Genomic DNA, 20,988 nt, shown 5'->3' on the forward strand with positions numbered 1-20,988 from the left:
AGATGAAAGATTTAACAATATTATTAATTGGGAGTGTTGAAAATGCGCAGTGACAATCAAAAGTATTATACAGAAAAAGAACGTATCTTAAAAGGTGGAAAAGAGATATACCATGAACGTAATGAAAAAAGCGGGAAAATGTTTGTTCGAGATCGTTTGCAAAGACTATTTGACCCAAACTCAATTATTGAAGATGGTGTATTTGCAAATAATGATGATCCGTCATTACCTGCAGATGGCTGCGTAACTGGTATTGGTGAAATTAACGGAAGAATGGTTTGTTTTTTAGCAGCAGATTCTACAGTGAAAGCTGGTTCGTGGGGGCCAAAGTCAGTGGAAAAGAATATTCGCATTCAAGAAAAAGCTGCAGTTTTAAAAATCCCTATTCTATACCTTATTGACTCGGCGGGAGCAAGGATTACTGAACAAATTGACGTGTTTCCAGGTAGAAGACATGGTGGGAAGATATTCTACAATCAAATTCAATTATCAGGCGTAGTTCCGCAAGTTGCCATTCTTTTTGGACCTTCTCCAGCAGGTGCAGCGTATGTTCCAGCATTTTCAGATTTGGTCATTATGGTTGAAGGGAATTCTAGTGCCTATTTAGGATCTCCCAGAATGGTTGAAATGGCAATTGGAGAAAAAACAACGATGGACAACATGGGTGGAGCAAGAATGCATTGTGCAGTAAGCGGATTAGGTGATGTCCTTGTTGAAAGCGAGGAAGAGGCTATTGATGTTTGTAAACGTTATTTAGAATATATGCCTCAAAATTGGCAAGAAAGCGCGCCTCTTCAAGCTGTAAAAGAACCAGTTAAAGGGAGGGCGATTGAAGATATTATCCCATTAAACCAAAACACTCCATTTGATATGTACGAGTTAATTGAGCAAATTATTGACGAAGGTAGTTGGTTCGAATACAAGAAACTATTTGCACCAGAATTAATAACAGGATTTGCTCGGCTAAATGGAGAGATTAAAGGGATTATAGCAAACCAATCAAAGGTTAAGGGAGGAACATTATTTGTAGATTCTCCCGATAAAGCAGCTAGATTTACGATGATTTGTAATGCATATAACATTCCCTTACTATATTTGTCCGATGTGCCGGGATATATGATTGGTTCAAAAGTTGAGCGGAGTGGAATCATTCGTCATGGTGCGAAAATGATCTCAGCATTGTCGCAAGCAACTGTTCCGATTATTTCGGTAGTTGTTCGCAAATGTTATGGTGCAGGGCTATATGCAATGGCAGGTCCAGCGTTCGGCTCTGATGCAGTACTTGCCTTACCAAGTGCTCAAATTGCAGTTATGGGTCCTGAAGCTGCGATTAATGCGGTTTATTACAATAAAATTCAAGAAAAACCTGAAGAAGAGCGCCAAGCTTATATCAATGAAAAGAAGGAAGAATATATTGCAGATATTGATATTTATAGACTCGCATCAGAACTAGTAATTGATGATTTGGTTGGATTTGATGATCTGAGAAATAATCTGATTCGTCGTTTTAACCAATATAGAACAAAAGATGTGAAAAAGTACGATAAACGAAATGCTATAGCTCCAGTTTAACTATCTACTAAAAAGAGGTGGAGAAATGAGTTATGAAACTATTTTATATGAAGTGAATGAAAATATAGCGAAAATCACTATGAATCTACCGGAAATAAGGAATCCTTTATGTAACCAATTAACGAAAGAATTAATACAAGCCATTCGTATGGCTGATGAAGACAAAGAAGTGTACGCAATAATATTAACTGGGGCTGGAAAAGCATTTTCAGCAGGTGGTAATTTAAATGAGTTTAAAGAGAATTTCGAAAAAACAGTTCCGCAGCTTCACAAGGAAGGTCTAGACAGTACAGAACTTTTTAAACTCGGTGCAAAAGTTAAAACGCCTGTCATTGCCTCTGTTAACGGTTCTGCTCTCGGTGGAGGAACCGGTCTGGTCGCTATGGCACATATTGCGATTGCATCAGATCAAGCGAAATTAGGATTAACTGAATTAAGACTAGGAATTATTCCATATGTGATTTTGCCTTGGGTAAGGCGCGCAGTTGGAAATCGACGCGTTATGGAGTTGATGTTAACAGCTGAAATTATTGACGCCAAAAAGGCAAAAGAATATGAACTCGTGCATAAAGTAGTCCCACATGAACAATTGGAAGAGGAAACATGGGCATTAGCTAAAACTGTTGCCTCACATAGTCCTTTAGCTGTCGGTTTAGGTTTGGAAGCCTATTATAATACTGAACAAATGGATTTCATGAAGTCGTTTGATTATTTATCGACTTTGAGAATCGTGTCCTTTCAAAGTGAGGATTTAAAAGAAGGTGCATCAGCCTTCTTAGAAAAAAGAAAACCTGAATGGGTAGGAAAATAAGGAGGAGATTTTAATGGAAATACTATCACCAATGGGTGGAAGCGTATGGAAAATAGAAGTTAGTGAAGGAGATACAGTAGCTGTGGGGGATGTCGTTGTAATTTTAGAATCAATGAAAATGGAAATTCCAATCGAAGCAACAGAGGCAGGTATCGTAAAAGAAATTAAGGTGGCAGAAGGTGATTTCGTTCAAGAAGAAGCAGTAGTTATTCTAATTGGGGATTAGTTAATGTCGATAATTACTTACTTGGAATATTTCCGTTTTTAGTGGAACACTTTCGCAATCAATATTGCTTTGCACATAGTGTACCTCATTAGTTTTACTTGACGACAGATGAAAGTCAGGGAGAAGGCAAAAAAAGACATCTTGCAAAGTAGCCGTTTGTTTTCTCCGTTGTTGAGCTTACATCTATCAACGGTAATAATCATGGAATATTCTTAGTACCAAGTCAGTTATTGAATTTCGAAAAGAGATACTAGTGTGGATCATTCTAGTACTTAAAAAGTGGAGGTTTGAATATGGCATATGAACCTTATTTTACAGAAGAGCACGAACAGCTCCGAAAAACTATCCGTAAATTCGTAGACAAAGAGGTTAAACCATTTGTTGAAGAATGGGAAGCAGCGGGAGAATTTCCAATAGAAATATTAAAAAGAATGGGTGATCTTGGTTTCCTTGGACTGCGCTATTCGGAAGAGGTTGGTGGACAAGGTGGAGATTATTTTACTGGTATCGTATTTGCAGAGGAACTTGCTAAATGCGGCTGTGGAGGATTCCCAATGGCTATCTCCGTTCAAACAGACATGGCGACACCTCCAATTGACCAATTTGGAAATGCAGATCAGAAAGAACGATTTTTAAAACCTGCGATAAAAGGAGACAAGCTTGCTGCGATAGGTATAACGGAGCCAAATCATGGTTCAGATGTTGCATCTATCGAGACAAGGGCCAGAAAGGAAGGCAACGAGTGGATAATAAATGGTTCTAAAATGTTTATTACGAATGGTACACGTGCCGATTTTGTTACGCTCGTCACAAGAACTTCAGATGAACCGGGCTATAAAGGAATCAGTTTGTTTCTAGTGGATCTTGACAGTCCTGGTGTATCTGTTAGCAGGAAACTAGAAAAGGTTGGTATGCGTTCATCAGATACTGCAGAACTGATATTTGACAATGTTAGAGTACCTGAAGCGAACTTACTTGGAGAAGAAGGAAAGGGCTTTTCCTATATTATGTGGGAACTACAAGGAGAACGCATGATTTCTGCTGCAGGATCAATTGGGATGGCTGAATATGCTTATGATTTAGCTTATCAATATGCAAAATCGAGAAGCCAGTTTAAGCAACCAATCGCTAATTTCCAAGTGATTGCCCATCTGCTCGCAGAAATGAAAACGGAAATTGAAGTGTGTAGGGAATTGACATATGCAACTGCATATCGTTTTGCAAAGGGTGAAGTACCTAGTAAAGAAATATCAATGTCAAAACTTGCTGCGGCACAAATGGCACATTGGGTAGCCGATAGAGCACTACAAATATTCGGTGGAAATGGTTATATGTCAGAATACCCTATTCAACGCATTTGGCGCGATACAAGGCTTCATCGTATTGGGGCAGGAGCAGATGAAATCATGAAAGAAATCATTTCAAAACAAATTGGACTGTAAACCAGAGAAAAGGGAGTGAGAAAATGACCCACTGGATGTTTAACGAAGAGCATAATATGTTTCGTAATACAATAAGAAAATTTGTAGAAAAAGAAGTTGTTCCATTTGTTGATGAATGGGAAGTAGCTGGAGAAGTTCCCAGAAGCATGTTTAAAAGACTTGGGCAATTAGGGTACTTGGGGACTAAGTTTCCAGTAGAGTACGGAGGAGCAGGATCCGATCTTATTATGGATGCTATTTTTAATGAAGAACTAACAAAGTGCGGATCGGGTGGAATTGGCGCTTCGATTGTTGCACATATCGGTATTGCTTTAACTCCTATTTGGCGCTTTGGTAATCATGACCAAAAGATAAAATACTTAAAACCTGGAATTGAAGGGAAAAAAATTGCCGCATTGGGTATTACCGAACCGAATGCTGGAAGTGATGTATCTTCAATTACCACGAGAGCAGTAGATAAAGGCGATCATTACCTCTTAAATGGCACAAAAACTTTTATCACAAATGGAGTTAACGCTGACTATGTAATCGTTGCTGCAAAAACTGCTGATGGTCCAGGGCACCGCAATATGAGTTTATTAATTGTAGAAACTGATTGGGCTGGTTTTTCTGTTGGAAAGAAACTTGATAAATTGGGCTGGCACGGATCTGATACGGGCGAATTGTATTTCGAAAATGTAAAAGTACCTAAGGAGAATGTGGTTGGTACAGTGAATGAAGGATTTAAATATGTAATGATCAATTTCCAGTGGGAAAGATTAACGTTGGCTCTCACTAGTATCGCACTAGCCGAAAAGGCACTAGAAGAAACTATTCAATACAGTAAAGAACGAATACAATTTGGTGGACCACTAAGCCAATTTCAAGTCCTTCGACATAAGATGGTAGATATGGCTGTTGAAATTGAAAAAGCAAGACATATTACGTATCGGGCGATATATCAATATGAAAGAGGCAACGATGTAACAACAGAAGCAACTATGGCAAAAGCATATTCGGCGGAAATGGTAAGTAGAGTATGTGACCAAGCTCTTCAAATTCACGGTGGAAACGGTTATATGATGGAGTATCCTGTTCAACGTTATTGGCGTGATGCACGTATCCAATCTATCGGTGGGGGAACAACGCAAATCATGAATGAAATATTAACGAAAAAACTTCAAATCACTATGAATTAATAGAGTGGAGGAAATGAAGATGTTGGAAGAAGTTTCAGTAGTTAACCGTGTGGCAATCGGAGATATCATTCGTAGAGCAGCAAGTCGTTATCAAGATGATACAGCGCTTGTGGAAGGTGATAAAAAACTTACTTATCAAGAGTTTGATTATGCTAGCAATTACTTCGCAAATTATTTAATTGAAAGCGGTTACGTAAAAGGGGATGCGATTGCAACTATTTGTGGTAATTCCATTGAACATACAATAGCCATGTTTGGTATTCAAAAGGCAGGTCTTATTTGGGTACCAGTTAATCCGGGTCTTTCTATTTCAGAAAAAAAGTATATTTTAAATAAAGTTGACGCAAAGCTGACGATTATTGATTATGATTTTTTGCAAGCCGATCATTCTCATTTGGATATAAAGAACTTCCTTGTTGCCAATAATCAAGGTCAAGGAAGTGAAAAGTCTTTTGCGGAAACGCTAATTGGACAATCTCACCAAGAACCGAATGTCGATATTCAAGACCGTGATGTAGCGCAAATTATGTTTACAAGCGGTACAACAGGCAATCCAAAAGGTGTTTGCATCAGCCATTTAAGCGTGTATTTTGCAAGTCTAAGTAACATTATAGATATAGGAATAGAGAGAAACGAAGTGTTATTAGCAGTCATGCCAATGTTTCATTGTGCTCAGCATACTTTTTTAACGTCATTCTTAACAATTGGAGCCAAAGTCGTAATTGTTAAGAAGTTTGAACCAGAGAATTTTATGCAGTTGATTACGAAAGAGAAAGGTACGTTTTTATTTGCACTACCAATGATGTACAGGGCGATTATCCATCATCCTAATCGCAATAAGTATAATTTGAAATCATTAAAGACCTGTCTCTATGCAATGGCACCAATGGACCAAAATACACTGAAAAAAGGTATTAATGAACTTGAAGCTGATTTTTTGCTTGGTACAGGTCAAACGGAGATGTATCCAGCAACAATGTTGTTTAAACCGGAACAGCAGCTAAAAAGATTCGGTTCCTATTGGGGAACGACGGCAATTCTAAATGATACAGCAGTGATGGATGACGATGGCAATATATTAACAAAGGGACAATTAGGAGAAATTGTACATCGCGGTCCCAATGTTATGAACGGTTATTTAGATAACAATGAGGCAACAAAAGAAACGCGTTTGTTCGGTTGGCATCATACTGGTGATTTGGGATATTGGGATGACGATGGACAAATGGTGTTCGTTGATCGTAAAAAAGACATGATTAAAACAGGCGGAGAAAATGTAGCTTCAATTAAAATCGAACAAACACTATTAAACTATGAAAAAATTGAGAATGTAGTTGTCGTCGGACTTCCTCATGAAAGATGGATTGAAGCTGTAACTGCCTTTGTTTGTCCTAAAGACGGAAGTGATGTGACTGAAGAAGAAATAATTGTTTATTGTAAACAGCATCTTGGTGGTTTTCAAGTTCCGAAAAAAGTTGTGTTTGTAAAAGATTTCCCGATGACAACTACAGGGAAAATTCAAAAGCAGAAACTACGTAAACAGTATGAAGGGTTATTTATAGATGTAAATCTGATGCAGTAATAATAGAAAGGAGCGGTATACGATTTATGATAAATGGCATCGGTTCTTGGCTTGTTAAGCATAGTAATTGTAGAGCGGATAAGACTGCAATCATCTACAAAGACAAACGATTTACTTATAAGAAATTGAATGACAGAGTAAATCGATTGGCAAATTCCCTTGTGAATCTTGGCGTAAGAAAAGGTGATCGAGTTAATGCATTGTTGTTTAACAGAAATGAATTAATGGAAGCCATGTTTGCTTGTGCAAAAATAGGGGCAATCTTTGTGCCGATTAATTTCCGTTTAAGTGTCGATGAAGTGGAATATGTAGTTCATGATTCAGGTGGTATTATTTTCATTTATGATGAGCGGCTTGAAGCAATTGTGAATGGGCTGAAATCAAGGACAACGCAAATACATTCTTTTATTCGCGTTGGAGATGATCATACTGAAAATGATTTAGATTATGAACAACTTCTTATTCAAGCAAAGAACGAGGAGACAGAATATGAAGTAGGTCTTGAAGATGCTCACATGATGATGTATACATCTGGAACGACTGGAAGGCCAAAAGGTGCAGTCTTAACACATGGTAATACACAATGGAATGCTATTAATTGTATCAACAGCTTACCGATTGATGAAGATATGATCACGTTAGGAGTGGCACCATTGTTTCATATCGGTGGGATGAATATCTTTACAACACCCACTTTGTACAGAGGTGGTACGGTAGTATTGCAGGATAAATTTGATCCGCAATCCACGTTAGAAATCGTTGAACAAGAAAAAATAACATCATTGTTTCTTGTGCCAGCAATGTGGCTTGCAATTACCCAATTTCCAACGTTCGATCAATATGATTTAAGTTCATTGAAATTTAATTTATCAGGTGGGGCCCCTTGTCCACTCACAATCATTGAATTTTTCCAGAGAAGAGGCATTCCATTCTTCGAAGGTTTCGGTTTGACAGAAACAGCTCCTGTAGTCGCCGTACTTGATAGTCGTAATAGTCTGAGGAAAAATGGTTCTGTAGGAAAGCCTCCAATTCATACTGAAATAAAAATTGTAGATATAAATGATAAAGAGGTATCGGTTGGGCAAGTAGGGGAGTTAGTTGTAAAAGGGCCCAATAACTTTATCGAATATTGGAATAAACCGAGGGCAACTAGAGAAGCAATTCGAAACGGATGGTTTTACACTGGAGACCTTGCAAAACAGGATGAAGAAGGATTTCTTTATATCGTAGATCGTATGAAAGATATGATAATTACTGGAGGAGAAAACGTCTATCCTATTGAGGTTGAGCAAGTATTATTCCGCCATCCAAATATAAAAGAGGTAGCTATTGTAGGTTATCCAGATGAAAAATGGGGAGAGTCCGTAAAAGCGGTTATTGCATTGAAGAACAAGGATGAACATATGAGCCTTCTAGATGTTCGAGGTTTTTGCGAAGGAAAGCTAGCCCAATTTAAAATTCCAAAGCAAATGGAATTTGTTGATGAACTGCCTAGAAATGCAACAGGAAAGGTATTGAAAACATCTTTACGCATTAACAAATCTGAAAATTCTGTAATTTAAGGAGTTGGTAACAATGTTTAATAAAAAATTTGAACACTTTGAAGTTAATGAAACATGGAGGTCCAGAGGTCGTACGATTACGGAGTCGGATATCGTAATGTTTTCTGCATTTAGTGGAGATTGGTACCCACTTCATACAGATAAGGAGTATGCGGAAAAGAATACTCCATTTAAACAAAGGATTGCACATGGAATGCTTGTTTTATCAGTCGCAACTGGACTTCAGGTAATGGATCCAGACGTTATAGTTGCTTTTTACGGAATCGAAAATCTTCGTTTTATTCATCCAACATTTATAAATGACACGATTCATGTAGAACTTGAAGTAACGGATTTACTAGACAAAGGAAATGGTACGGGTGTAGTTACATTTAATCAACAAATTGTTAAACAAACAGGAGAGCCTGTGACGACCGGAGTGTTAAAAGTACTTGTCAATAAAGGGGAATGAAAAAGAGAAAAAGGATGTGGTCAAATGGCAATTGACACAGAAACATACGATTGGATTTCAATTGTTGACAAACTCAATAATTATTTGAAATTGAAAACAGTACCAATTGGCATGAAAATGTTTGAGAAAAAAGAGGAAATGGAAGCAATACCAAAAATTAGAAGACCGAATGCTGTATACACTGCAGATCAAGTTGTAGCACAAGCAGCAAGATTAGGTTGGACTGTAGGAATAACAGCAAAGGATTTAGTTATGCCACAATGCAGTGCTGTCCTTGGTTTACATCCCCGTGATGAGCAATGGTTAGCCGGGAAAGAGATGGCTGGAGTTTGGTTTGAAAATCAGAAAGACTCCGCTGCTCATCAAGATGCAATGACCCTCAATCCATATGGCAAATATGAAGCGATGGCGGTATCACCTCTTGTCTCGAACAGATTGAGCCCTCCGGATATTTGTCTGATCTATGCAACACCTGGGCAGATGATTCTCTTTATCAACGGATTACAATGGAAGAATTATAAAAAGCTGGAGTGGGGAGTTGTTGGGGAATCTTCCTGCGCTGACTCATGGGGAAGAGCGCTTGCTACAGGCGAACCAAGCTTGTCAATTCCATGTTTTGCAGAACGTCGTTATGGTGGTGTACTAGACGATGAATTATTAATAGCGCTAGCACCTAAAGATTTAGTAAAAGCTTTAGAAGGATTAGAAAGGTTAAGTAAAAATGGTTTACGATACCCCGTTCCACAATACGGAATTCAAATGGATGCTCGTAGTGGGCTGGAAGCGAGTTATGGCAAACAAAAATAATGTGTAAGTTTAAGAAGAATAAAGCGAAAAATGAATATAAAAGATAGCCTCATATGAAAATCGTCTATTGTGGCTGTCAATGAAAGTGATGGGGTTTGTAATATAAGGGCTAAAAGATTGTTAAAAGAGCCCTTATTTTTTATTGACTTCATGAGTAGATATTATACGTTTTTTCGAATAAAAAGACCTAATAACTAATTGGGGAGGTTTATGATGGGAACGATAAATGATGCATTGCAAAAAGTAGTAAATATATATCCTGATAACATATTTTTATATGAAGGATCGAAAAGTCTAACCTATAAGCAATTGAATGAAGTGACGGATCGTTTGGCCTCGGCTTTTTTAGAGGAGGGATTAGAAAGGGGGGATCATATTGGGGGTCCTTGCTTTAAATCAAATGGAATGGCTCATTTCGTATTTTGCAGCAGCTAAGATAGGTGTCGGTGTAGTCGCGTTAAGTGTTCGCTATCGGGACACCGAATTGGAATATATGTTGAATCATTCTGAAGTAAAAGCAATCGTATCTATTGATAAAATTCCAGGTTTTAATTTTGCTGAATTTTTCTTCGAATTTCAAACGAAGGTCCCAACTGTCGAAAAGTATATCTTTATCGGTGAGGGGTTTGAAGGTAGTTTATCCTTTTCAGAATTAATAACAAGAAAAGTAGTCAACGATAAATTGAGTGCTCATATAAAGGCAGTTAGCCCGGAAGATCTTGCAGTCATGATTTATACTTCTGGAACAACAGGCAAGCCAAAAGGAGCTATGATTACTCATCGCAGTATTTTAGCTTCAGCTCGTGCTCAAGTTAATCATTTTCAAATAACGGAAGAAGATGTAACCATTCAAAGTCTGCCACTTAATCATGTTGGGGGCATTACATGTCAAGTTACCGTTACATTGATAAGTATGGGAATGGCAGTGTTAATCCCAGAATTTCGACCGGAAAATGTGTTAACAGCAATACAGCAGCATAAAGCCACTTTATTTGGTGGGGTTCCAACAATGTATCTAATGTTATTTTCCCTACATGGTTTTTCAAAGTATGATTTGAATTCATTGAAGATTTGTTTTATAGGCGGTTCGAATGTTGAACCCGCGCTATGTCAAAAAATAACGACGTCTATGCCAAATGCAAAATTGGTGAGTCTATACGGATTAAGTGAGAGTTCAGGGGCTTGTATATTATCTAGAGCAAGCGATTCTATTGAAAAAGTTCAAAATACACTTGGTGTCTTAATTGGAGACTTCATATCAAAAGTTGTGGATGGTAAAAGACAAGAAGTAGGGATTGGCGAAATGGGAGAGTTGTTAGTGAAAGGAGAGTGTGTCGCAAAAGGATATTATCGGGATGAAGAAAATACCAAAGAAACTTTTTCAGAAGATGGTTGGCTATTCACAGGGGATCTTGTAACTGCTGATAAGGAAGGCTATATCAGCTTTAAAGGAAGAAAAAAAGAACTTTATATTCAAGGTGGATTTAATGTGCTTCCAGCTGAAATTGAAAATGTTTTAACGACTCATCCAGATATTTCTATTGCAGCTGGCATTGGGGTCCCTGATCCGTTTTATGGTGAGGTTGGGAGGTTTTATATAGTTCCAGCAACGGGGAAACAATTGAAGGAGTCAGAAGTGTTGGCGTATTGCCATGAACACCTCGCAGATTACAAAGTGCCGAAGCAACTAGTATTTGTAAATGAAGTACCGATGACACCAGCTGGGAAAATTCAAAAATCAAAACTAAGAGAAGCATATTTACGATCGCATTGAAGTCCGGGTTAATAACAAACTATCATTTTTGTTGAGTATTTTGCATAAAATAAAACTATATGAAGTAACTAGAAAGGGGTTATGTCATTCGTGTTTAAAAAAGTATTGATTGCAAATCGTGGTGAGATTGCGGCACGGGTCATACGGACATGTAAGGAAATGGGAATTGAAACAGTAGCAGTATATTCAGAAGCAGATGAGGATTCTCTTCATGTTAAAGCTGCTGATGAATCTTATTTAATTGGTCCTCCGCGTGTAAATGAAAGTTATTTAAATATCGATAGAATCATAGATATTGCTCAAGCTTCAGGAGCCGAAGCGGTTCATCCAGGTTATGGACTACTTTCCGAAAATGCAAGTTTTGTAAAACGATGTGAAGAAGCTGGACTAGTATTTATCGGACCAGAATCAGATGTAATTGCAAAAATGGGTAGTAAAATCGAGTCAAGAAAAATGATGAATCGAGTAGGGATTCCAATTGTTCCTGGCATTGACTATCCTTTGAAAAACATTGAGGAAGCCATTACCGTAGCTGAGGAAATTGGTTATCCGATCATGCTAAAAGCTTCAGCTGGTGGCGGAGGTATCGGTATGCAAATCGTAAAAGAGCCAAAGGAATTGGAGAAAGCATTTGAAGGTAACCAAAAGAGGGCAACAAACTACTTTGGAGACGGAGCAATGTTTATTGAAAAGTATGTAGCAAATCCAAGACATATTGAAATTCAGGTACTTGCTGACAATAAGCAAAATACAGTTTATCTGTGGGAAAGGGAATGTTCGATTCAACGTCGTCATCAAAAAGTTCTTGAAGAAGCACCATCTTCATTTTTAGATGAAGAAACAAGAGCGAAAATGGGAGAAGCGGCTGTAAGAGCTGCGAAGTCAATCGGATACAGCAATGCAGGAACAATTGAATTTTTGGTGGATGAAGAAAAGAATTACTATTTTCTTGAGATGAACACAAGATTGCAAGTGGAGCATCCCGTCACAGAGGAGATAACGGGGTTAGATCTTGTGAAAGAACAACTAAATATTGCATTTGGTAAAGAACTTTCATTTACACAATCTGATATTACTAGGGTAGGTCATGCAATAGAAGTGAGGATTTATGCAGAAGATCCTAAAACTTTTTTCCCGTCTCCTGGTAAGATTACTAATTTGGAGCTGCCTGAAGGAGAAAATATCCGTCATGAACTTGCTGTAAATAATCTATCAACAGTCACTCCTTTTTATGATCCTATGATTGCTAAGCTAATTGTAAAAGGCAGTACAAGAGAAAAGGCTATTGATGAAATGAAAAAGGCACTTGATGAATATATTGTAGAAGGAATAAAAACAAATATTCCTATGCTAAAAAATGTGATAAAACATGAAGCGTTTTTGAATGGTGATACGACGATAAATTTTGTTGAAAAGCACTTATAATTAATTGTTTTCTTATAAAAGTACGAGGAGGGGTTGGAATATGTCTTTTTCCGATAAGCTCATATACACGTTACTAGTTCTTGTCAGCATAACATTTATTGGGGCAATTACAGGTTCGTGGCGATTCATTCTATATCCATATTTAATCGTAATTGGCATTGCTATTTTATTTGGTTTGTTGAAAAGTATAAAACAAAATCCACGTAAAATATGGATTCCAGTATCCGTTTCAGTCTTATATATCATTTTATATGTTTCGCTAGATATTATGACGATTAATACACCTACGGGGGGGAGCTCCTATCTATTAGGACTGACTCCAAGTATGGCTTTGTATATCCTTGCGATTTGGCCATTAGCTAATATTATATGTTTACTTTATGCATGGACTTTTACCAATGTAGAAAAGTTAAGTAATTAAATTTATTAGTGAGCTAACTAACTAAACTAATAATAAGGGGTGGGATTAGTGGACAGCACAATTATTGTAATAGCAGTTATATATCTAATAATTTGTATTTTGATTGGGGTCTGGGCTACTGGAAAGACCAAAACGACTAGTGACTTTTTAATAGCAGGTAAAAACCTAGGTATGTTCGTTATGGCAATTGCTGCATTTTCTTCTATACAAAGTGGTTTTGGGATGTTAGGAGGGACAGGGTTAACATTCTCAGGTGGAATGGGATTCCTAGCTGGGGTTGGAATTGCTGCACCTTTAGGCTTTGCATTAACTTGGTTTTTGGTTGGTAAAAGAATGTGGAAGATTGGAGAACTAGGAGAAATATACACTCTTGGTGATGTAGTAGAGAGAAGATTTAATAGTAAAGCTGTAAGGGGATGGATAGGGCTAGCAGTTACCCTCGGAGTTATTGGGTATCTTGGAACACAAGTTCAAGCGATGGGTATTATTATGCATACAATATTTGGAGTATCTCCAATGGTTGGTGCCTTGATAGGACTGGCCATTCTAGGATTCTACTGTGTAGGTGGAGGAATTCTTGCTGGAGTATACACAGATCTATTTCAAGGCATCATTATGGTTGTTGTTTCCGTTCTTGTCTTCTTCATGGCACTTAATGTAGGTGGAGGTGTTCAGAGTATTACTGAGAATTTACAAAGCTCTGATCCATTGTTGGCTTCTCCATTTGGAACCTTTTCAATGGTTTCCATAGCATGCTGGATCTTCTTATTTAGTTTAGGTGCAGCTGGCCAACCTCATTTTATTACAAAGTTCTTAATGATAAAGGATCAAAAACAATTGAAATGGGGAGCATTCACTGCAGGATTCGCCTATACACTTAGTACTTTATTAGTTATTGGTATTGGTTTATCTGCTCGCTCTCTCTATATTAAAGGGAAATTTCCTGAGCTATCCTCGCCGGACGATGCGTTGACAGTATTTATTACGCACTTTACAAGCCCGGTGGTGGGTGGCTTAGTAATTGCAGGATTACTTGCAGCAATAATGTCCACTGGCTCTAGCTTTGTTACTCTAGGAGCTTCAGGCCTAACAAGAGATATACCGAAGGCATTTAATATAAAAGTAAAAAATGAGTTGCTATGGAATAGAATCGCGGTTGTTGGGTTACTTGTTATTTCTACTCTATTCTCTTTCTATATGGATACATTGGTAGCATTATTAGGTGTGTTTGGCTGGGGAACTTTCGCGTCTGCAATTTTTCCAACTGTAGTATTGGGGCTGATTTGGAAAAAGGCGACTAAATATGGTGCGATATCTAGCATAATTGTTGGATTGGTATTAAATTTCGCATTAGAACTCTGTGCGAAATATGGGATTGTCATACTCCCTCCAGGGGTAATCGTTGGTGCCGTGGCATTTTCTGTTTCAATTATTGTATTTATCATCGTTTCGCTAATAACTCAAAAGTCCAATGTGAAATTAGATAAAGAATTACTCGATGCTATGGAAGGCTGATTGATTAGGAGGGGATTTAGTAGATGAATGTTGGCTATTTAGTAAGCAGAGTTGAAAATAGAATTCAAACAATAGCTCCTGAAAAAGTAGCATTAAAATTAGAGTCCAATGCAACATGGACATATGATGAGCTGAATCGGATTTCGAATCAATATGCACATGCACTACGACAAATGGGTATTGTAAAAGGGGACAGGGTGGGCATTCTTTTATATAACTGCCTTGAATATTTTGCTCTGTACTTTGCAGTAGCAAAGTTAGGTGCAATAGCAGTTCGAATAAACTTTAGATTATCAAGTGAAGAGTTTGAATATATTTTGAATGATTCAGGAACTAAAATCCTTTGTTTTCATTCAAGTCTTACAGACAAAATTGAACCTATCAAAAAATCAGTAAAAGTAAAAGAATTTGTTTGCCTTGAAAACGATAATATTTCAACTGCAAAGTGGGCAAGTAGTTGGACAGTATTAGAGAATGGTAGTCCTTCAGAAATAGTAGATATAGATATTGATAAATCTGATCCAGTCATGTTGATGTACACTTCAGGCACTACTGGTCGACCTAAAGGTGCTCTATGGTCACATGAAAATACGCTATGGTTTGCCAACATGCAAATACTCAAATGGGGACTTAACGAACAATCAGTCGCAATGTCTACCGGCCCACTCTATCATGTTGGAGCGATGGAAGATATTTCGTTATCCGTTTTATTGATGGGTGGCACTGTCATATTAACAAATAGTGGGGGATTTGATATTGAAAGAGTATTGTCTACTATTGAAGGAGAAAAAGTAACCGATATTTTACTTTTCCCCTTTATGGTATATGACATGCTGAATGTACAACATTTATCTACTTATGATTTTACAAACTTGAAGCGGATTTTCTCTGGGGGAGACCCTGTTGTACCATGGGCTATCGAACAATTACATAGCCTATTTCCAGATATCGATTTTGTTCAAGTTTATGGGCTTACAGAAGGGACACCTGTTGCTGCGTCATTAGATCCAAAAGATGCGAAATTAAAAGGATATTCAGTAGGGAAGCCAATGCCGTTCACTGAAATTAAAATTGTAAATGATCAAGGAAATGTTTTGAGTCATGGAACAGTAGGAGAAGTTTGTATTAAGAGTCCAGCAGTGTCAATGGGATATTGGGGAAAGCCGGAAGAGACAGCTAGCACGTTTATAAACGGATGGTGTCATACCGGAGATTTAGGATATTTGGACGAAGATGGCTATTTAACGATATCTGGTCGTAAAAAAGATATGATTCGTAGCGGTGGCGAAAACGTATATGCAGTAGAGGTTGAGGATGTACTAATTCGGCATACTGCTATACGTGATGTAGCTGTAATTGGTATTCCTGATCCAAAATACATTGAGGCAGTATGCGCGATCATCGTATTACATCAAGACGAGGTAGTAAGCGAAAAAGAAATTCTAGCATTTATAGATGATAAAATTGCTCGTTATAAAAAACCAAAACAAATTTTAATTGTAGATGAGCTTCCGAGAACACCTTCTGGAAAAATTCAAAAGTTTAAATTGAGAGAACAATTTACTTGAAAGTCAGATGGGTATGCTGAAATTCATTTCAATTTATTTAATGCTAATTTCAATGGAATCTAGCCAGATGTATATAAAGGTTTAGCTTAAGAGTAATGGAGGATTGTTTTTTCTGGAATTTGTATTAATAGAAATCCTCCATTCTTTTTGTTTAGGTAACAGGGAAAGGGGATGAAAAGTTGTGTATCATATAAATCAATTATTAGATTACCATGCTAATCATACACCAAATAAAGAGTATTTATATACGAGCAGCAAGGCTCTAACCTATCAAAATCTATATGAGCGCGTAAACGCTTTAGCTTTCTCATTTAACTTACTTGGTGTTACTAAAGGTGACAGAGTTGCATTGTATCTTCGAAATAAGCCGGAATTTCTATATACTTGGCTAGCTCTAAATCGAATAGGTGCAATTATGGTACCCATCAACACTTCTTTATTAAAAAAAGAGGTTTCTTTTATATTAAACGATAGTGAAGTGGTTGGATTAGTTGGAGAAGAGGATGTTATTAAGGATGTCTTAGATCCAGCTGTATCAGAATGTCAGTCCATACGATTTACGATTACTACGGGTGTATCTAGAAATGGTTGGATTTCTATGGACAGTCTATTGTTCAAAACAGGTCGTGTGGTATATGAAATACCTGACGAAAACGACTTGGCTGCTATTCTGTATACGTCAGGAACTACAGGTAATCCAAAGGGAGTCATGTGCCCACATAGATATTACTTTTATTTGGCAAAGTCCACAGTTGAGGCAGTGAAGTTTACGGAAACAGATCTGCTGTTAACCTACTTACCGCTCTTTCATATGAACGCTCAAATACTAACAGTAACAGCATCCCTCATTTCAGGTTCGAGTATAGTTCTTTTAGATAGATTTCAACCAAACTTGTTTTGGCAAGAGGTAGACAAGTTTAAAGCAACCGTTTTTTATTATTTAGGTTCAATTTTACCATCACTATTAAAATTGCCCGTGTCTAGAGAGGAAAAGCATAATACGCTTCGATTAGCTGTGGGTGCACAGGCAGACCCCAAAAAGATAGAAGAATATGAAAACAGATGGGGTTTGGAAATGATTGAGTTGTTCGGCATGACAGAAGGTGCCGGAACAATTAACCGTGTCGGTAATCGTAAAATTGGTTCATGTGGAAAAACATTCGAAAACCATGAAATCATGATTGTGGATGATTCAGGGAGCCCTCAATTGCCGCTCGAGTCAGGGGAAATCATTTTTACTGGTCCATCACTGACACTTGGGTACTGGAATAATACAGAGGAAACCAAAAAGGCCTATCGTAATGGATGGATGTATTCAGGTGATATAGGATATATGGATGCGGATGGGTATTTGTTTTTTCTAGACAGAAAAAAAGATATTATCCGACGCAATGGTGAAAATATATCTTCGGCTGAAATAGAACAAGTCTTATTAACACATCCTGATGTAATGGAAGTAGCTGCTATCCCAATTCTTGATGACCATTGTGGTGAAGAAATTAAAGTTTTTATTGTCACAAAACCTGGATTACATTTACAACCAGAAAAAATAATCGAGTGGTGTGAATCTATTATGGCAAAATATAAAATCCCACGTTACATTGAATTTCGAGAAAGCCTACCTAAAACAGCAACTCAAAAAATTCAGAAGTCATTGTTGAAAAATGAAAATAATGATTTCCGTTTAAATACATGGGATCGACGAAATAAAATCACTGAATGAAGCGGAGGAATAATTAGAGTGGAACCTGTCTTATTTGAGAAAAAAGGTGCTAAAGCATATATTACGTTTAACAGACCTGAAGCGATGAATTCAATGACACCAGAGGGATTTCAATTACTTGCAGAATACTTTAAAGAGGCTCAGGCAGACGAAGATATTCGAGTCATAATTTTAACAGGCGCGGGTGATAAAGCTTTTTGCTCTGGTGCAGACTTAAAAAAGACTATTCCTCTTGTATCTGAAGGGAAACTCGATTTCCAGCTATTAAACGAAGCTGTTTTAAAAAATGTGCCAATCTGGAAGCCCATCATTGCTGCCGTTAACGGTTATTGTTTAGCTGGTGGTACTGAAATTTTACAGGCGACAGATATTCGTATTGCTAGTGACAATGCAATATTTGGTTTACCTGAACCAAAATGGTCGATTATGGCAGCTGCAGGTTCACTCGTACGCTTAGCTAGACAAATCCCTTATTGCCAAGCTATGGAAATTTTATTAACAGGTGAACAACTAACAGCGGAGAAAGCTGAAAAAATCGGTCTTATAAATAAAGTGGTTCCAAAAGAAGAATTAATGAATGAAGTGGAAAGATATGCTGATATTATATGTCAGAACGGCCCTCTAGCAATTCAAAACACAAAAAAGGCAGTAATTCAGTTGTTGAATTTACCTATAGAAGAAGCATTCGAAAAAGAAGCCTCTTATGCCAAAGCAGTTTTCGAAAGTTCTGATGCTAAAGAAGGCGTTACGGCATTCGCTGAAAAAAGGGAACCCCAATTTAAAGGGTCATGATAATAAAATCTACCTCTTCAACCTTGAAGGCTATAAACGTAGAAGTATATTACTACGGAAAAATGTTTCAGAAATAACCATCTGAAGCATTTTTTGTTCGTCTTTTATTTTACTAGCTGGGTATTATAAGTAAGAATTAAATGAAAGAATCTTCAAGTTATACCATCTGGTGTGTTTTATATATAATGGAGATAATACTCAAATAGGGGGACTGAAAATGACACAATATCAATCAAGAGCAGATGTGAAGGTTGAAGAAACATGGGATCTCCAACATATTTACCCGAATATGGAGGAATGGGAGCAAGATTTTCAATCAGTTCTGAAAGATACAGAAAAATTAAAGCAATTTGATGGGAACATCAATAATGCGCAGTCACTTTACGATTATTTAACTTTAAGTGAGGTGCTTGGCTCTAAGTATAGGAAGTTATATGCATATGCAATGCTTCAATTAGACTTAGACACAAGAGTACCAACATCACAAGCTTTGGTGGATCGCTGTAGTCAATTAGGGCAAAAAATAAGTAGTGCCACTTCATTTTTTATGCCGTTTTTATTAAGTCTTGAGGAAGATAAACTGAAATCCTACATACAAGAGGTTGAGGGGCTACGCTATTTCGAAGATGATTTATTAGAGTCATATCGATATAAGGCACATGTACTGAATAAAGATCAAGAAGCGATTTTATCTCAGCTTGGAGAAGCGCTTTCTTCCCCGCAAAAGACGTTTGGTATGATTAATAATGCCGATATCAAGTTTGGTACCGTTACAAACGATGAGGGACAGAGTGTTGAACTTACCCGTGGAATGTACAGCAAATTGATGGAAGACTCAAATCGCGATAAACGAAAAGAAGCATATAAAGCGTATTATCAGCCATATGTGCAAATGCAAAATACGATTGCCAGTACATTATCATCAGCTATTAAAAACAATGTGACACTAGCCAAAACAAGGAATTATCCATCAGCCCTTGAGAAGTCGTTGTTCTCAGATGAAGTACCGATCGAAGTTTATGAGAATCTAATTGCAGCTACAAAAGCAAACATTCAGCCAATGTATGACTATGTAAAACTACGTAAACAAATTTTAGGTGTCGATGAGCTGCGTGCTTATGATTTAAGCGTACCGCTCGTTCAAGAGGCGAAAGAGGAAATTTCCTATGATGAAGCATTTTCAATTATGCTAGAAGCACTTAAGCCTCTTGGTGACGATTATGTATCTACTCTTGCTGATTTCAAGAAAAATCGCTATTACGATGTAAGGGAAACACCTGGAAAACGTTCGGGAGCTTATAATATGGGTTTATACAGTGTACACCCATTTGTTCTTCTCAATCATCGAGATGATTTAAATAGCTTATTCACGCTTGCTCATGAATCTGGGCATGCGATGCATTCTTATTATAGTTCAAAATATCAACCACAAATCAGTGCGGGATACTCTATTTTCGTTGCAGAGGTTGCTTCAACTGTTAATGAAATTCTATTGATTCGCTACCTATTAAAAACAACTACCGATGAAAATAAGAAGAAATACCTTTTAAATCATTTTATTGATAGTTTTAAAGGTACGTTTTTCACACAGGTCATGTTTGGTGAATTCGAAAAAATCACCCATGAGAAAGCTGAAAATGATGAACCATTAAATGCTGAAGCTTTCAGTACCGTTTATGAAAAGATTTTCCGTGAATACAATGGCGAGGATCTTGTTTTTGAAGAAGAGGTGAAGTACGGTTGGTCACGTATTCCACATTTCTATCGTCCTTTCTATGTATACAAATATGCGACAGGATATGCATCTGCAATCGATATTGCAGATAGAATCTTATCTGGTGAAGAGGGCACTCTTGAAAACTACTTGAACTTCCTAAAAAGCGGTAGTTCCGAGTACCCGCTTGAATTATTGAAAAAAACAGGCGTGGATCTCACAAAACCAGAACCAATTGAAAATGCTTTAAAGATCTTTAGTGAGCTTGTTGAGGAATTCGGTGGATTTTTTCAACAAAAATAGATGTGTCATAAATGAAATAGAAAGTCTTTAATTAGAGAACAGTTACATTAACTTGTAGCTGTTCTTTTTTTGTTTATTATTTTAAAAGAAGTTGAAAGCGGCATTAAATTCTATTTCAGTAA

General features: G+C 37.3%; 18 protein-coding genes. All 18 read left to right on the forward strand.

What is annotated here, in order from left to right; translation table 11 throughout:
• Positions 1-42 precede the first annotated feature (42 nt).
• Positions 43-1,572 (forward strand): acyl-CoA carboxylase subunit beta, encoded by a 1,530-nt coding sequence (locus MHH85_RS03210; RefSeq protein ID WP_193740648.1) that lies wholly within the window; start codon positions 43-45, stop codon positions 1,570-1,572.
• 25 nt (positions 1,573-1,597) lie between these two features.
• Positions 1,598-2,383, forward strand: coding sequence for an enoyl-CoA hydratase/isomerase family protein (locus MHH85_RS03215; RefSeq protein WP_340705918.1), 786 nt, complete (start codon positions 1,598-1,600; stop codon positions 2,381-2,383).
• Positions 2,384-2,396: 13 nt separating this feature from the next.
• Positions 2,397-2,609: an acetyl-CoA carboxylase biotin carboxyl carrier protein subunit gene (locus tag MHH85_RS03220; protein ID WP_340705919.1), complete on the forward strand. Its 213-nt coding sequence runs from the start codon at positions 2,397-2,399 to the stop codon at positions 2,607-2,609.
• A 293-nt stretch (positions 2,610-2,902) separates the two neighbouring features.
• Entirely contained in the window at positions 2,903-4,051 is a 1,149-nt protein-coding gene (locus MHH85_RS03225) for an acyl-CoA dehydrogenase family protein (protein WP_340705920.1), read from the forward strand.
• Between the two features lie 23 nt (positions 4,052-4,074).
• Positions 4,075-5,229: an acyl-CoA dehydrogenase family protein gene (locus tag MHH85_RS03230; RefSeq protein ID WP_340705921.1), complete on the forward strand. Its 1,155-nt coding sequence runs from the start codon at positions 4,075-4,077 to the stop codon at positions 5,227-5,229.
• Between the two features lie 19 nt (positions 5,230-5,248).
• Positions 5,249-6,811 carry a class I adenylate-forming enzyme family protein gene (locus MHH85_RS03235; RefSeq protein WP_340705922.1) on the forward strand — a complete coding sequence of 521 codons (1,563 nt, stop codon included), beginning with the start codon at positions 5,249-5,251 and terminating at the stop codon, positions 6,809-6,811.
• 26 nt (positions 6,812-6,837) lie between these two features.
• On the forward strand, positions 6,838-8,373 hold the full coding sequence (locus MHH85_RS03240) for an acyl-CoA synthetase (protein ID WP_340705923.1): 1,536 nt from the start codon (positions 6,838-6,840) through the stop codon (positions 8,371-8,373).
• 13 nt (positions 8,374-8,386) lie between these two features.
• The gene (locus MHH85_RS03245) at positions 8,387-8,824 is read left to right on the forward strand and encodes a MaoC/PaaZ C-terminal domain-containing protein (RefSeq protein WP_193740641.1); all 438 of its coding nucleotides are present in this window, start codon (positions 8,387-8,389) and stop codon (positions 8,822-8,824) included.
• A gap of 24 nt (positions 8,825-8,848) precedes the next feature.
• The gene (locus MHH85_RS03250) at positions 8,849-9,631 is read left to right on the forward strand and encodes a DUF169 domain-containing protein (protein WP_340705924.1); all 783 of its coding nucleotides are present in this window, start codon (positions 8,849-8,851) and stop codon (positions 9,629-9,631) included.
• A 213-nt stretch (positions 9,632-9,844) separates the two neighbouring features.
• Positions 9,845-10,066 carry an AMP-binding protein gene (locus MHH85_RS22235; RefSeq protein ID WP_445684101.1) on the forward strand — a complete coding sequence of 74 codons (222 nt, stop codon included), beginning with the start codon at positions 9,845-9,847 and terminating at the stop codon, positions 10,064-10,066.
• Positions 10,008-11,405, forward strand: a complete 1,398-nt coding sequence (locus MHH85_RS03255) for a class I adenylate-forming enzyme family protein (protein ID WP_340705925.1) — start codon at positions 10,008-10,010, stop codon at positions 11,403-11,405. Before MHH85_RS22235 ends, MHH85_RS03255 begins: the two co-directional genes overlap by 59 nt.
• Positions 11,406-11,495: 90 nt before the next feature.
• Positions 11,496-12,830, forward strand: coding sequence for an acetyl-CoA carboxylase biotin carboxylase subunit (locus tag MHH85_RS03260; protein WP_340705926.1), 1,335 nt, complete (start codon positions 11,496-11,498; stop codon positions 12,828-12,830).
• Between the two features lie 40 nt (positions 12,831-12,870).
• Positions 12,871-13,251 carry a hypothetical protein gene (locus MHH85_RS03265; RefSeq protein WP_340705927.1) on the forward strand — a complete coding sequence of 127 codons (381 nt, stop codon included), beginning with the start codon at positions 12,871-12,873 and terminating at the stop codon, positions 13,249-13,251.
• Between the two features lie 48 nt (positions 13,252-13,299).
• On the forward strand, positions 13,300-14,766 hold the full coding sequence (locus tag MHH85_RS03270; RefSeq protein ID WP_340705928.1) for a sodium:solute symporter family transporter: 1,467 nt from the start codon (positions 13,300-13,302) through the stop codon (positions 14,764-14,766).
• Positions 14,767-14,789: 23 nt separating this feature from the next.
• Positions 14,790-16,334 carry a class I adenylate-forming enzyme family protein gene (locus tag MHH85_RS03275; protein WP_340705929.1) on the forward strand — a complete coding sequence of 515 codons (1,545 nt, stop codon included), beginning with the start codon at positions 14,790-14,792 and terminating at the stop codon, positions 16,332-16,334.
• A gap of 181 nt (positions 16,335-16,515) precedes the next feature.
• Positions 16,516-18,057 carry an AMP-binding protein gene (locus tag MHH85_RS03280; protein ID WP_340705930.1) on the forward strand — a complete coding sequence of 514 codons (1,542 nt, stop codon included), beginning with the start codon at positions 16,516-16,518 and terminating at the stop codon, positions 18,055-18,057.
• 18 nt (positions 18,058-18,075) lie between these two features.
• Positions 18,076-18,849, forward strand: coding sequence for an enoyl-CoA hydratase/isomerase family protein (locus tag MHH85_RS03285; RefSeq protein WP_340705931.1), 774 nt, complete (start codon positions 18,076-18,078; stop codon positions 18,847-18,849).
• 217 nt (positions 18,850-19,066) lie between these two features.
• On the forward strand, positions 19,067-20,866 hold the full coding sequence (gene pepF, locus MHH85_RS03290; protein ID WP_427773500.1) for an oligoendopeptidase F: 1,800 nt from the start codon (positions 19,067-19,069) through the stop codon (positions 20,864-20,866).
• Positions 20,867-20,988 lie beyond the last annotated feature (122 nt).

The organism is Viridibacillus sp. FSL E2-0187, assembly GCF_038006425.1.
Lineage (GTDB): Bacteria > Bacillota > Bacilli > Bacillales_A > Planococcaceae > Viridibacillus > Viridibacillus arvi.